The sequence below is a fragment of the Winogradskyella sp. J14-2 genome (assembly GCF_001971725.1).
Classification (GTDB): Bacteria; Bacteroidota; Bacteroidia; order Flavobacteriales; family Flavobacteriaceae; genus Winogradskyella.
Genome location: NZ_CP019388.1, coordinates 1,843,691 through 1,856,773, shown reverse-complemented (window position 1 = coordinate 1,856,773; position 13,083 = coordinate 1,843,691). Strand labels below are relative to the sequence as shown.

The following is a 13,083-nucleotide window of genomic DNA, read 5'->3' as shown; positions in this document are numbered from 1 at the left end:
CAAAAGTTTACCCAACAGAACCTTCTAAACTAATTTCTAATAATTTTTGTGCTTCAACGGCAAATTCCATCGGAAGCTTATTAAGTACTTCTTTACTAAAACCATTAACGATTAACGCAATAGCTTTTTCTGTATCAATACCACGTTGGTTACAATAAAAAATCTGGTCTTCACCAATTTTACTTGTTGTAGCTTCGTGTTCTATTTGAGCAGTTTTGTTTTTAGCTTCTATGTACGGAAACGTATGCGCACCACATTCGTTACCCATTAACAAACTATCACATTGTGAAAAATTACGTGCATTGTTTGCTCTTGGGCTTATTTGTACAAGTCCTCTGTATGAATTTTGAGATTTTCCGGCAGAGATCCCTTTTGAGATAATGGTTGACTTGGTGTTTTTACCTAAGTGAATCATTTTGGTTCCAGTATCTGCTTGCTGATAGTTGTTAGTAACAGCGATGGAATAAAATTCGCCAACAGAGTTATCTCCTTTAAGAACGCAACTTGGGTATTTCCATGTTACAGCAGAACCAGTTTCTACCTGCGTCCATGAAATTTTAGCATTTTTCTCGCACAAACCACGTTTGGTTACAAAGTTGTATACACCACCTTTGCCCTCAGCGTTTCCAGGAAACCAGTTTTGCACTGTTGAATATTTTATTTCTGCATCATCTAAAGCAATAAGTTCAACAACAGCTGCATGTAATTGGTTTTCGTCTCTGCTTGGTGCGGTGCATCCTTCTAGGTAAGATACGTAGCTTCCTTTGTCTGCGATAACAAGTGTTCTTTCAAATTGACCTGTACCTGCTTGGTTAATACGGAAGTAGGTAGAAAGTTCCATAGGACAACGCACTCCTTTTGGAATGTAGCAGAATGATCCATCACTGAATACAGCCGAATTTAGGGCTGCATAAAAATTATCTTTTTGTGGTACAACGGTACCAATGTATTTTTTTACAAGTTCTGGATGCTCTTTTATGGCTTCAGATATACTCATAAAAATGATGCCTTTTTCAGCAAGAGTTTCTTTAAAAGTTGTTGCTACAGAAACAGAATCTACAACAACATCCATAGCTACACCAGCTAATTTTTTTTGTTCGTCTAAAGAAATCCCTAGTTTTTTAAATGTAGCCAGAAGCTCAGGGTCAACTTCATCTAAACTGTTGTATTTGGGTTTGCTATTGGGTGCAGAATAATAAGAAATTGCTTGAAAGTCTGGTTTTTCGTAATTTACATTAGCCCAATCTGGCTCTTTCATTTCTTTCCAAACTTTAAAAGCTTCAAGTCGCCACTCTGTCATCCATTGCGGCTCTTCTTTTTTCTTTGATATTGCTCTTACTATATCTTCGTTTAGTCCATTAGGAAACGTTTCAGATTCAATGTCTGTATAAAAACCATATTCGTATTCTTTGGTCTTTAGTTCTTCTCTTAAATCGTCTTCAGTATACTTACTCATTACTTTTTTCTTATAGTGAAAATGATTCGCCACAACCACATGTTCTATTGGCGTTTGGATTATTAAACACAAAACCAGTTCCGTTTAAACCTCCGGAATATTCTAGAGTAGTGCCTATAAGGTATAGAAAACTCTTTTTGTCAACAATGATTTTTACACCATTATCTTCAAAGACTTTATCACCTTCAATCTGCTCTCTATCAAATTTTAAATCGTAAGATAAACCAGAGCAACCACCACTTTTAACGCCAACTCTAATGTAGTCGGTATTAGGATTATAGCCATCGTCACTCATAAGTTCGACGACTTTTTTCTTAGCTTGTTCAGAAACTTTAATCATATATTAAAGCAGATTAATTCTAGATTAAATGCAAATATACGATATAACTAAGGTTTAACCATATTTGCTAACATTATATTAGCATATGATTTTATTGAGTTTTTCTATTAATTAGGAAAATTTAGGCTTAGCCGTTTGCACTTTAAGATGAAATAATTGTCTAAGTGTTGTCTGTATGTGCTTGTTCGATAGGCTTACTTCTTCAAAATTACCACTAGTATCTGTTTTTACAATAGTGTTGCAATGAGAACAAGTGAGTTCTGCTGTTTGATCAGAATTTGTTTTAGATTTAACATAATTATGACCAAACACAGCGCAAGGCAGGGCTTTGCTTTTAGTAGGTTTCATCTTATGGGATTTGGGACTGAAAATTTAAGCAAAATCAAGAAAACGTAATGATTAAAGTCTCTATTTTTCGATGAAATACACGCTATAACAAGAATATACTTACAATTTTAGTTTTGAAAATCTAGGTTGTTTAAAAATGAAGGATCGGATAGTGTTAGTAAGAATGCTTTTAAATCTGCTTTTTCTTGTGCAGTTAATTGAACACCTCCTTGAGCAATTTGTTTCATCAGCGGATCAATGGTTGGCGAATTTTGAAGTCCCTCACTGTAGTGGTCAATGACCTCGTCTAATGTAGCAAATCTCCCATCGTGCATGTAAGGGGCAGTGTAGGCCAGATTTCTTAAAGACGGAGAGCGGAATTTTCCATTATCATTAGGGTCTCCGGTTACCGCTCCTAATCCTAAATCTGTAAAGGTTGCATCAAGTCCGTTATTGTGAAAATCATTGTTGGTCCAGAGCGGATTATTAGGATTGCCATGGCAATGAAAGCAATCTCCTTTATCTTCTCTAAGGAAAATATCAAGCCCATTAAGTTCTTGTGGTGTAAGTGATGCTTGGCCGAGTGTGTATCTGTCAAATTTAGAGTTTGCTGAAATTAGCGTCCGCTCAAATTGCGCGAGGGCTTTGGTGGTTAGTTCTTTTGTAATTGTTGAGGTGTTAAATGCTAATTGAAATAGCTCAGGATATTCAGGGTGATTTTGTAATCGGTTAACAACATTGTTCCAATCACTATGCAGCTCTATTGGGTTTTCTACCGGTTCTTCTGCTTGGCGCTCTAAACTCAATGCAGATCCATCCCAATTAAAACGATCTCCATAATTCCATGCTAAATTAAATAACGGCATAGCGTTTCTAGTTCCAGAAATACCGTCTACACCTATACTTGTTGGTAAATTTTCGGCAAATGCATTTTGAGGGGAGTGACAAGAGGCGCAAGATTGTGTGCCATCTGCGGATAAAATTTTATCGAAAAACAGTTTTCGGCCAAGTGCAACTCCTTCAACAGTTTGAGGGTTATCTGCTGGAATTACTGGCGGAATTAAGTAGGTAGAAAATACTTCAGGAATTTCAATGGGTAATTCTGTTGGCTGATAGCCTTGTTCATCACTTGTGCAATTAGCAAAAAGTAAAAGTAATATTATAAATATCCTTTTTTTCATTTTTATTGAGAAACAGTACCTAGACTAAAAACTGTGCGTACGTTTTCTTGCATCATTTTCTGGGCATTGTAGTTGGGCATTAGGGGTGTGTCTAAAACATTTAGATTCCAAGTATTAGGGTTTTTAAAAAACTCTGCAATATCCATAACTATTTCTATAGTTGCATTTTCCGAAAGTACAATCTCCTCTGGAAATTCTATAGTTGCAAAATTTTGTTCAAATACATTTGGATTTGTGCTTAGTCGAGCTGTACCATTATGAAAATTATAAGGGCTTGGGGATGAATCTACGTTATACATTCCGTCTAACTGAAGAAAGTGGTATCCACCACCCAGCATTTCTGGCCAATTCCAAGAGGCACTGTTTAAATCTGGATACGCACCATCTAGATTATCTTCTTCATTAAAGCCCCAAATAAATCTTAGGGTATAAGTGCCAGATGGTATTATGGCATTGTTGGTTGAAAAATCATAGGTTGTTGTATCTGATAAGTCGGTAAACTTGTAACCATCAAAAGTAAAACTATCTCCTTGGGTATTAAATAACTCTATTCTAGAAATAAGATACCTGAGCCTTGCTATTGTCATAGTTTCACCATTAGCGTTTGTTACAACTGAAGTTGTAAAATTGCTATCATTTATTACAGCACCGTCCCATGTATGGGTAAATTTAAAATCTACAGTAATATTTCTTAATCCGTTGCCATCATTATCATCATTGCAAGAAAATATCAATACGGTTAAGAGTAAGTGCCAAAATAGATTTTTCATTTTTATGATTTTAATTTATTTTAATTATTAATAAATCTTTAAACCCTTTATTTTGCAAGATATCTCCGTCAGAACTTGCTGTATCACCAACAGCAATAACTGCGCCGTCCGATAATTCGGCAACATCGTAAGAAAAATCAATATTAGAACCACCGACCGTAGTTTGCCATATTAGATTTCCAGTAGTGTCTGTTTTTAAAATCCAAGCATCGTTTTGGCCTTTATTTTCGGATACATCTATGTCATTGCTTCGTGAACTTCCTGAGAGTAAAAAGCTGTTATTTTGCGATTTTTTTATAGCTCTAGCAACATCAAAATTAGTACCACCTAGACTTTGTTCCCAAATGAGATTACCAGTTGGTGAAATTTTTATGAGCCATAAGTCCGCAGCACCTTTATTTTGAGAGATATCATTGTCATTACTGCGCGTGTCACCAGCAATAATGTAATTGCCATCATCAGTTTTTGAGATGGCTCTGGCCTCATCTATTTGAGAGCCACCAAAAGACTTCTCCCAAATTAAATCTCCAGATGCAGAAACCTTGATTATCCAAAAATCATAAGTGCCAATATTACCAGAAATATTTGTGTCTTCACTATCCGAACTTCCTGCGATAATAAAACCGAAATCATCAGTTTGAACGACTCCATAAGGTGAATCTGTGAAATTGCCACCAAAGTAACGGCTCCACTCTAAGTTTCCAGAATTATTGAGTTTTAAGGCCCAGTAGTCTCCTCCTGCATGCCTATTAGCTGTACGAGACGAATTTCCTTCTCCACCAGAAGCTGTAACATCTAAAACACCTATAACCAAAAAGCCTTGGTCATTGGTTTCAACCATCGAAATACCAGAATCTGCACCTTGGTAACCAAACGATTTTTCCCAAGAGATATTTCCGGTAGCATCTAATTTAACGATCCAATAATCTTGTAATCCAGCATTTTCAGTTGTATCTCCATCGGCACTAAAGCTATATCCTAAAATAGCATACCCACCATCAGAAGTTTGAATTATATCACTGCCTCTGTCGTCTGCTGTTCCTCCATAGGTTTTTTGCCACTCTAACTGATCGTTAGCATTAAATTTTAAAACCCAGTAATCAAAACTTTCGTCTTGCTTATCGGTAATGTCGTTATCATTACTTTGGGTATATCCTAAAATAGCATACCCTCCATCAGAAGTTGCAGTAATTGATTGTGCACTATCGTTTTTTGAGCCTCCAAATGTTTTGACAAACGTTAACTGACCATCGTTATTTGTAGATGAATTATCATCGCTACTACAGTTTAAAAGAAGCAATACCAAAAAACAATATCTAATAACTTTATGATACATGAGGGCTAGTTTGATGGTCTAACAATAAATAAACCTCCATTAATGTCGCTTACTATAATGTTTCCGCTTTCAAAAAACGGATAGATATTCCATGCTCCATTAAATGATGTATTATCGTCTGGAATATACGTATCAATAAAAGAGGTTTCAATCATTACACCTGTGCCTAAACTAGAAATATCAATTGCTCTGAGACCTGCTGTATAGTTAGCAACATAAAAGGTGTTACCTACGACATAGCCGTTGTGGTCTATTGCAGCTGAAGGTCCAAAATACTCCATATGAAACACAGGATTGTCTAAGTCACTAAAATCAAAAACAATTGTTCTAGAATTAATGCCAAAAGTTATTTCATCAACTTCGTCACCAAGCAAAAAGTAGGTCATATCTTCAGTAAACCAACCTTGGTGTGTGTAGCCTATATTGCCATAATCTATCGTTGAGATTTGAATAGGGTTAGCCTTATCAGTAACATCTACAATAACGACTTCATTCTCATTACTGCCAATTAAAATTTCTCTACCTGTATAATCTGTGTCTGGTCCGTTGTAAGTTACAACCTGGGCATCATGCGAGTAAGCATCGTCAGCATAACCTCCAGCAGCCATTGGTGAGGTTGGGTTTGAAATATTTACAAAATGTGGTCCACCATTAAAGGTATCAGAGCCCACTGCGTAGGCAAAACCACTGTCTTCATTGATTACGATATTATGAGCACTGCCAAATTCATTGTAATTAGCATCGGCAGTAAAAGTTTCTGGTGGATTGGCAACATTTCGCAAACGTGTTAAATCAAAAACTTGCATTCCATGACCAGGTGCTTCGCTTACTATAAATGCGTGATTATTGTACACCTTAATATCTCGCCAAGGACTATTGGTTGTAGCTGTTGGTAAAGTTCCTAAAAAAACAGGGTTTGATGGGTTAGTAATATCAACAAAAGCAGCATTGGTTGAGGTTCCAACCAGAGCATATTCGTTTCCAGTTTGAGGATCTGTCCAACCCCAAGAATCGTTGCCTTCTGCACCATCTCCTCCCAAAACATCTATTGTAATCTGACTCATAAGATCGAAGCCACTACATGGATGACCATTTGCAAATCCATTTTCGCAAGGAAATTGAGGTAGAATAGTGTTGGTGTCACAAGCATCACCAATGCCATCGTTATCTGCATCTTGCTGAAGGGCATTTGGTGTTAGTGGACAATTATCGTTGATGTCTAAAATACCATCGTTGTCATCGTCGTCATCGCAAGCATCTCCTAAACCATCATTGTCAGTATCTAGTTGATCTTCATTTGCTATAGACGGACAGTTGTCGTTGCTATCTAAAATGGTATCGTTATCTGTGTCGGTATTTCCATTTCCATCATCATCATTAGAACACGCTGAAATGATAAGAGACAGAAAAACAAGCGCAAGTAACGTGAATAGACGTTTTCTTAGGGCAACAAATTTCATAGACTTTTTTTTAGCAATTTACAGTAAATTTTGAATATTGTTAAAATTACTAAATAATTAACGTCGGTATATCCTCTTTTATTTAAAAAAGCACAATATTTTTGCATTATGATAGAAGATAAGAATCCTAAGCGAACACCTTTAAGCGAGTTGGGTGAGTTTAAATTGATAGACCAACTTACCAAACATTTTAAGATTACTCACAAATCTACCGTAAGAGGCATCGGTGACGATGCAGCGGTTTTAAATCATGGTAAAAAACAAACCGTTGTATCTACAGACTTATTAGTAGAAGGAATACATTTTGATTTGAGTTATGTGCCTTTAAAACACTTGGGTTACAAAGCAGTAATGGTTAACCTTTCGGATATTTATGCTATGAATGCCAAAGCAACACAAATTACAGTATCCATAGCTGTGTCTAATCGTTTTCCATTAGAAGCTTTAGAAGAAGTGTATGCAGGTATTACAACAGCGGCTAAATTATATGATATAGATGTGGTAGGTGGTGATACAACCTCGTCAACTTCAGGTTTAATCATTTCTGTTACAGCTATTGGTGAAGTCGATAAAGAAGATGTGGTGCTGCGTTCTGGTGCCAAGCCAAATGACTTGTTGGTGGTCACGGGAGACTTGGGTGGTGCTTACATGGGTTTGCAAGTTTTAGAGCGCGAAAAGGAAGTTTTTAAAGTCAACCCAAATAACCAACCCGATTTATCCATGTACACTTACATTGTGGAGAGGCAATTAAAACCTGAAGCTCGAAAGGATATCGTTGAGTTACTTCAAAAATTAGAAGTGACTCCAACAAGTATGATTGATATTAGTGATGGATTATCGTCTGAAGTTATCCATTTGTGTAAGCAGAGTAAAGTAGGTGTAGATATCTATGAAAATAAAATTCCTTTAGATCCGCAGGTCATCTCAACTTGCGAAGAGTTTAATATAGACAGCACAACTGTAGCATTAAATGGAGGTGAAGATTACGAGTTATTGATGACAATTTCACAAGAAGATTATCCTAAGATAAAAGGAAATCCTAATCTAACAGTAATTGGATATATGACGGAGGAGGAAAGAGGAATGCATCTAGTGACGAGAGCAGAACAAAAAATTCCTATTATAGCAAAAGGCTGGAATGCACTTAATAATCAATAATCAGCCATAAGAAGCTTTTGACTCTTTTCTAGGCGTTTGTTGTGTACACGATTTAAAACAGAATTGATTTCTTTATATTTAGGTGTTAACGGAATGAACTTTCCGTTGCCATCGATAGTCATTTCAGAATTACAGCGCTTACACTTATACTCTTTAACATGGTACGTTACTACTTTAGAGACTTTATAATCATGTCCAAATAGTGAGCAATACACATTTTTCATTTATAAAAAACTTTTTTCTTAGTTCAGTGGGTTTCATTGTGCGATTTAAATATAAGAAAAACAGTTATTCACAAGTTATTAACAATCAACAAATCGATGAATTGAGCGTTTTTCGCTTTAAACGCATCATTCGGCTATTGTAAATGCGTTCTAATGCCGAATTTATTTCCTGATATTTTGGTGTTAATTCGGTAAGCTTTCCGTTGCTGTCTGTAGTTAACTGTTTTTTGCAACACGAGCATGTGTATTCCTTAACATGGTTGGTTACTTTTCTCGTCATCTTGTAATTATGACCAAAGAAATCACAATAGAGTTTGGTTGCTGACATAGTAGGTTAAGATTTAAGGTAAACTTTATTAGTTGGTTAAACTTAATATAAATAAGTTTAAAAAAACGTCAAAAAGTTTTATTTTTCGATAAAACGTAATAATAAGTAAGGTAATTCTGATTTATTCTCGATATGACTCATATGTCCTTCCGATAATTCAGCAAAATTTATAGCTGTGTTTTCAATTTTAGAAACAAGCTGTTCTCTGTTGATTAAGCTGTCTTTCTTACCAATGATTATGAATTTATCAGCATTAAGGGTATTAAAAACTTCAAATCGGTTCGGTCTAAGCTTCATACCTTCGTTAGCAGCCATGTAACCTTGAAGCGATGTCTTAAGCGCAATGTTTAAAGCCCATTCATATTCTGCTTTAAAGCTTATTCTGCTTTCTGGCGCAAAAAGATTTGCAAAAGACATGCGTACTAAATTCTCAAAATTAGTTTTTGCCTTATCGTTGGCACGCGTCCTTAAGACTTTGCGTTCTTCACTGTCAGCTTCAAATGTCGAATTCATCAAACAAAGTCCCTCGAAAAGTTGAGGTTGTTGTTCTGCCAATGCTAAAGCCACATAGCCACCCATAGAATGGCCAATAAACTTTGCTTTTTTAATGTTTAGGTGTTGCAACACGGCATATACTGCATCAGCCATGTCTTCCATTGTATGTACATAGCCTAAAGATGCTGTTTGTCCATGGCCTAATAAATCGATACAAATGACTTGATGAGTTCTTGAAATTTCTGGTGCCAATTCCTTCCACATTTCAAAGGTTTCTAAAAATCCGTGCAACAGTACCACAGTTTCACCTTCTCCTGAAACTGTATAATGAATCTTTATGTTTTTGTAATCTATGGTCATAAATGCAAAGATAAATGTTGAAATGCGATCCGTAAACTTTTCATTGGTAACATTTATTATATTTGAAGTCTTCATGTTAAAACAAAATACCATGCTTTTAAAACGACTTTTTATTGCCCTTCTTTTAGTGAGTAGCACAAGCCTTTTTGCTCAATTAAATGAAGCCGAAATTGATAAACTTGTAAAAGAAACGCTCACCACTTTCGATGTGCCAGGCATTTCGGTTGGTGTATTTAAAGATGGAAAAGAAGTCTATGCAAAAGGACACGGAGTACGATCTTTAACGTCTAAAAAAGACATGAATTCTGAAACCTTAGTAGGTGTAGCTTCCAACAGTAAAGGCTTTACGTGTTTTGCATTGGCAATGCTCGTCGATGATGGAAAATTAGATTGGGATGATCCTGTGCGTAAGTATATTCCAGAGTTTCAATTGCACGATCCTTGGGTGACCGAGAATTTTACGGTGAGAGATTTGGTAACACACAGAAGTGGTATGGGATTAGGAGCTGGTGATCTTATGTTTTTTCCTGAAGGGAATGACTTTACGGTTCAGGATATCATTGATAACGTGAAGTATTTAGAGCCTGAAACCTCATTCAGAAGTAAGTTTGCCTATAACAATAATATGTTCATCATTGCTGGTGAAGTTTTAAAACGCATTAGTGGATTGTCTTGGGAAGATTTCATTGAAACTAAGATTATGAAACCTGTTGGTATGACGCGTTCTAAAGCTTCTTATAATCGTGTTACAGATAAATCTAATATTATTGATGCACACACTAGAGCTGAAGGGAAGGTGATTCAGATTCCGCATGATTGGAGTGAAACTGCAAACGCAGCAGGAGGTATTGTGAGTAATGTACATGATATGATGACTTGGGCAAAGTTTTTAATGAATGATGCTGTTACAGAAAATGGAGAACGTTTACTGAGCGAAGCACAATTTCACGAGCTTTGGCAATTGCAAACACCATTAAAAGTAAGAGCAAATGACAGTTACAATTCTAATTTTAGAGGTTATGGATTGGGTTGGTTTGTTACTGATGTAAAAGGAGGTTATAAACAAGTGTATCATACAGGAGGATTGATTGGTACGGTAACGCAGTTTACCATGATTCCAGATTTAGACTTAGCTATTGTAGTGTTAACCAATCAAATGAATGGTTCTGCATTTACGACAATCACAAATACCATTAAAGATTCGTATTTAGGTTATGAAAATCGTAAATGGCTACAACGCTTAGGACAGAACAATGCTGATTATTTAAAATATAATGATAGCATTAAAACTGAAGTTTTTGCTCAGGTAGAAAAAGCGAAAACACAGCTAACAACACCAAATCCAGAGCAAATTACAGGCACGTATACAGACGATTGGTTTGGTGATATCACCATTGCACAAGATGGAAAAAAATACAGCATCAAATGTGAGCGCTCACCACGTTTATATGGCGAATTGTTACCATACAATGCTACAACATTTGTTGCTAAATGGAACGACAGAAGCTACGATGCCGACGTCTTTGTGCAATTTACATTTAATGAAAAGGGAGAAGCGGTTTCTGCAACGATGAAGTACATTGCGCCAATCACAGATTTTAGTTTCGATTTTCACGATTTAGAACTCAAAAAAACCAAATAGTGAATATTCAAAGCAAAGAACTTTTAGTCACAAGCTTCGCCTTATTTTCGCTTTTTTTTGGTGCAGGAAACTTATTGTTGCCACCAATGTTGGGTTACAACTCTGGTGAAAACTGGCTTTGGGTTGCTATTGGTTTTATGATTACAGCCGTAGTGATTCCAATTATTGGCATATTAGCACATGCCAGATTACAAGGCACATTGTTCGATTTTGGTAAAAAAGTGTCACCAACCTTTAGTCTAATTTATTGTATTCTCATTTATGTCATTGCAGTTGCCATTCCATCACCTCGAACAGCTGCTGCAACGCACGAGATTGCCATTCATCCTGCCTTTGGTACGTCGCCATTATTAACCAGTGGCATTTATTTTACTTTGGTTTTGGTTTTTGTGCTCAATCGTTCCAAAATATTGAATCTCATCGGAAAGTTTTTAACACCATTTATTGTCATTATGTTGCTGGCAGTGATAGCGATTGGATTATTTTATTCAGAATTTTCCACAGGAACACCTCAATTTGAAACACCTATCGTTTCGGGAATTTTAGAAGGCTATCAAACTTTTGATGCTATCGGAGCCGTGGTTGTTGGTGCAGTGATTATTGTATCGCTTAACTTCGATAATATGGAAGTAAGCCGCTTCGAATCGAAACGAAAACTCATCAGAAATTCAGGCTTTATTGCAGGTTTAGGTCTGTTAGTAATTTACGCTGGTTTAATTGCTGTTGGTGCGTATTATGGTTCAGAAATTAGCGTTGATACAGCCTTGAGTAACGATATGCAACGAGCCAGTTTGCTAAGAGATATTAGTATAAAATCCTTGGGCGAATTTGGTAATACGGTTTTAAGTATTCTCATTTCACTGGCCTGTTTTACCACAGCTGTAGGTATTATTGCTGGTACAGCAGATTATTTTAAAGGCTTGTTGAATAATTCGCAAACTGTTTTTGTAGTCACTGCCATCATCGGTTGTATTTTGGGTGTTATTGTTGGGCAGCTCGATTTTAACTCTATTGTTGTAGTAGCTATTCCTGTATTGTTGTTGGTATATCCAATTACGATTATGCTTATTTTACTTAATGTTTTACCTGAGAGACTAGCAACTCCACTTCTGTTTAGAGCTGTAATTATCGTCACTTTAGTATTCAGCATACCAGATGTTATTGGGTTTTTAAGGCCTTCGGAGAGTTTACAAAAGTTAACAGAATACATTCCTTTGGCAAAGCATAGTTTGGGTTGGGTGTTGCCTGCTGTTGTAACCTTTGGAATAGTATCTATGTTGAAATCAAAGCCGAAAGACGCATGAAATACATGGGAAGCAAGGCACGTTTTGCCAAACATATATTACCAATTATTCTAAAAGACAGACAACCGAATCAATCTTATATTGAACCTTTTGCAGGTGGTATGAATATGATAGACAAGGTTGATGGTATCCGAATTGCCAACGATCAGCATGAAGAATTAATGGCCATGTGGCAAGCCTTGATTTACGAGAATTGGGATCCACCAAAATCGGTAAGTGAGGACGAATACAAAGCCATAAAATACAATCAAGATGATTATCCAAAAAATTTGGTGGCTTATGTTGGTTTTAATTCGTTTGGTGGAAAATGGTTTGCAGGTTACAGACGCGATAAGCAAGGCAAGCGCGATTATTGGGCAGAACATTACCGAAATATTACCAAACAAGTGCCAAATCTCGAAGGTGTTATTTTATCCTGTAAATCGTATACCGAATTAGAGATTCCTGAAAATAGTATCGTCTATTGCGATCCACCTTATGCGTCCACCACCAAATATAGAGATAGTTTTGACCATGACAAATTTTGGGATTGGTGCAGACAGCAAAGCAAAGCAGGTCATCAATTGTTTGTGAGCGAATACAGTGCACCAGAAGATTTCAACTGTATTTGGGAAAAACCAGCAAAAACAAGTTTCTCATGGCATGCCGATAACTTACCAGCTAAAAAAAGTGTGGAACGCTTGTTTGTTTTTGAAGGTTAAC

At 36.4% G+C, this 13,083-nt stretch carries 14 protein-coding genes; 4 read left to right on the top strand and 10 right to left on the bottom strand.

Going from position 1 to position 13,083, the window contains the following annotated elements; translation table 11 throughout:
• Window positions 1-7: 7 nt before the first annotated feature.
• The 7 genes from sufB to BWZ20_RS08465 all read right to left on the bottom strand — a co-directional run bounded on the left by sufB (window position 8) and on the right by BWZ20_RS08465 (window position 6,870).
• On the bottom strand, window positions 8-1,456 hold the full coding sequence (sufB, locus tag BWZ20_RS08495) for a Fe-S cluster assembly protein SufB (protein WP_076619017.1): 1,449 nt from the start codon (window positions 1,454-1,456) through the stop codon (window positions 8-10).
• A gap of 10 nt (window positions 1,457-1,466) precedes the next feature.
• Window positions 1,467-1,796, bottom strand: a complete 330-nt coding sequence (locus BWZ20_RS08490; protein ID WP_076619015.1) for a HesB/IscA family protein — start codon at window positions 1,794-1,796, stop codon at window positions 1,467-1,469.
• 111 nt (window positions 1,797-1,907) lie between these two features.
• Window positions 1,908-2,144, bottom strand: a complete 237-nt coding sequence (locus tag BWZ20_RS08485) for a hypothetical protein (protein WP_076619013.1) — start codon at window positions 2,142-2,144, stop codon at window positions 1,908-1,910.
• Between the two features lie 107 nt (window positions 2,145-2,251).
• Window positions 2,252-3,304, bottom strand: a complete 1,053-nt coding sequence (locus BWZ20_RS08480) for a cytochrome-c peroxidase (RefSeq protein WP_076619011.1) — start codon at window positions 3,302-3,304, stop codon at window positions 2,252-2,254.
• A 2-nt stretch (window positions 3,305-3,306) separates the two neighbouring features.
• Window positions 3,307-4,074, bottom strand: a complete 768-nt coding sequence (locus BWZ20_RS08475) for an MbnP family protein (RefSeq protein WP_076619009.1) — start codon at window positions 4,072-4,074, stop codon at window positions 3,307-3,309.
• Between the two features lie 10 nt (window positions 4,075-4,084).
• Window positions 4,085-5,410: a hypothetical protein gene (locus tag BWZ20_RS08470; RefSeq protein WP_076619007.1), complete on the bottom strand. Its 1,326-nt coding sequence runs from the start codon at window positions 5,408-5,410 to the stop codon at window positions 4,085-4,087.
• 5 nt (window positions 5,411-5,415) lie between these two features.
• Window positions 5,416-6,870 carry a choice-of-anchor B family protein gene (locus BWZ20_RS08465; protein ID WP_076619005.1) on the bottom strand — a complete coding sequence of 485 codons (1,455 nt, stop codon included), beginning with the start codon at window positions 6,868-6,870 and terminating at the stop codon, window positions 5,416-5,418.
• Between the two features lie 108 nt (window positions 6,871-6,978).
• Here BWZ20_RS08465 and thiL point away from each other — a divergent pair, with 108 nt between their 5' ends.
• Window positions 6,979-8,028 (top strand): thiamine-phosphate kinase, encoded by a 1,050-nt coding sequence (gene thiL, locus BWZ20_RS08460; protein WP_076619003.1) that lies wholly within the window; start codon window positions 6,979-6,981, stop codon window positions 8,026-8,028.
• Here thiL and BWZ20_RS08455 read toward each other — a convergent pair.
• From BWZ20_RS08455 to BWZ20_RS08445, 3 genes are all read right to left on the bottom strand, one after another.
• The gene (locus BWZ20_RS08455) at window positions 8,022-8,252 is read right to left on the bottom strand and encodes a DUF1660 family phage protein (RefSeq protein WP_076619001.1); all 231 of its coding nucleotides are present in this window, start codon (window positions 8,250-8,252) and stop codon (window positions 8,022-8,024) included. The genes thiL and BWZ20_RS08455 overlap by 7 nt on opposite strands.
• An 85-nt stretch (window positions 8,253-8,337) precedes the next feature.
• Window positions 8,338-8,580: a hypothetical protein gene (locus BWZ20_RS08450; protein WP_076618998.1), complete on the bottom strand. Its 243-nt coding sequence runs from the start codon at window positions 8,578-8,580 to the stop codon at window positions 8,338-8,340.
• Between the two features lie 78 nt (window positions 8,581-8,658).
• Window positions 8,659-9,510, bottom strand: a complete 852-nt coding sequence (locus BWZ20_RS08445) for an alpha/beta hydrolase (RefSeq protein ID WP_317041666.1) — start codon at window positions 9,508-9,510, stop codon at window positions 8,659-8,661.
• A gap of 16 nt (window positions 9,511-9,526) precedes the next feature.
• Between BWZ20_RS08445 and BWZ20_RS08440 the strand changes: the two genes are divergently transcribed.
• Genes BWZ20_RS08440 through BWZ20_RS08430 form a run of 3 tightly spaced genes read left to right on the top strand, consistent with a single transcriptional unit; the run spans window position 9,527 to window position 13,082 of the window.
• Window positions 9,527-11,077 carry a serine hydrolase gene (locus BWZ20_RS08440; protein WP_076621307.1) on the top strand — a complete coding sequence of 517 codons (1,551 nt, stop codon included), beginning with the start codon at window positions 9,527-9,529 and terminating at the stop codon, window positions 11,075-11,077.
• Window positions 11,077-12,381 carry a branched-chain amino acid transport system II carrier protein gene (gene brnQ, locus BWZ20_RS08435; protein ID WP_076618995.1) on the top strand — a complete coding sequence of 435 codons (1,305 nt, stop codon included), beginning with the start codon at window positions 11,077-11,079 and terminating at the stop codon, window positions 12,379-12,381. The genes BWZ20_RS08440 and brnQ overlap by 1 nt, the downstream gene beginning before the upstream one ends.
• Window positions 12,378-13,082 carry a DNA adenine methylase gene (locus BWZ20_RS08430; RefSeq protein ID WP_076618992.1) on the top strand — a complete coding sequence of 235 codons (705 nt, stop codon included), beginning with the start codon at window positions 12,378-12,380 and terminating at the stop codon, window positions 13,080-13,082. Before brnQ ends, BWZ20_RS08430 begins: the two co-directional genes overlap by 4 nt.
• The last annotated feature ends 1 nt before the right edge of the window (window position 13,083 follow it).

Coding starts and splice junctions, on each gene's coding strand:
- sufB (WP_076619017.1), bottom strand. CDS start 1,456: ATGAGTAAGTATACTGAAGACGATTTAAGAGAAGAACTAAAGACCAAA.
- BWZ20_RS08490 (WP_076619015.1), bottom strand. CDS start 1,796: ATGATTAAAGTTTCTGAACAAGCTAAGAAAAAAGTCGTCGAACTTATG.
- BWZ20_RS08485 (WP_076619013.1), bottom strand. CDS start 2,144: ATGAAACCTACTAAAAGCAAAGCCCTGCCTTGCGCTGTGTTTGGTCAT.
- BWZ20_RS08480 (WP_076619011.1), bottom strand. CDS start 3,304: ATGAAAAAAAGGATATTTATAATATTACTTTTACTTTTTGCTAATTGC.
- BWZ20_RS08475 (WP_076619009.1), bottom strand. CDS start 4,074: ATGAAAAATCTATTTTGGCACTTACTCTTAACCGTATTGATATTTTCT.
- BWZ20_RS08470 (WP_076619007.1), bottom strand. CDS start 5,410: ATGTATCATAAAGTTATTAGATATTGTTTTTTGGTATTGCTTCTTTTA.
- BWZ20_RS08465 (WP_076619005.1), bottom strand. CDS start 6,870: ATGAAATTTGTTGCCCTAAGAAAACGTCTATTCACGTTACTTGCGCTT.
- thiL (WP_076619003.1), top strand. CDS start 6,979: ATGATAGAAGATAAGAATCCTAAGCGAACACCTTTAAGCGAGTTGGGT.
- BWZ20_RS08455 (WP_076619001.1), bottom strand. CDS start 8,252: ATGAAAAATGTGTATTGCTCACTATTTGGACATGATTATAAAGTCTCT.
- BWZ20_RS08450 (WP_076618998.1), bottom strand. CDS start 8,580: ATGTCAGCAACCAAACTCTATTGTGATTTCTTTGGTCATAATTACAAG.
- BWZ20_RS08445 (WP_317041666.1), bottom strand. CDS start 9,510: ATGAAGACTTCAAATATAATAAATGTTACCAATGAAAAGTTTACGGAT.
- BWZ20_RS08440 (WP_076621307.1), top strand. CDS start 9,527: ATGCTTTTAAAACGACTTTTTATTGCCCTTCTTTTAGTGAGTAGCACA.
- BWZ20_RS08430 (WP_076618992.1), top strand. CDS start 12,378: ATGAAATACATGGGAAGCAAGGCACGTTTTGCCAAACATATATTACCA.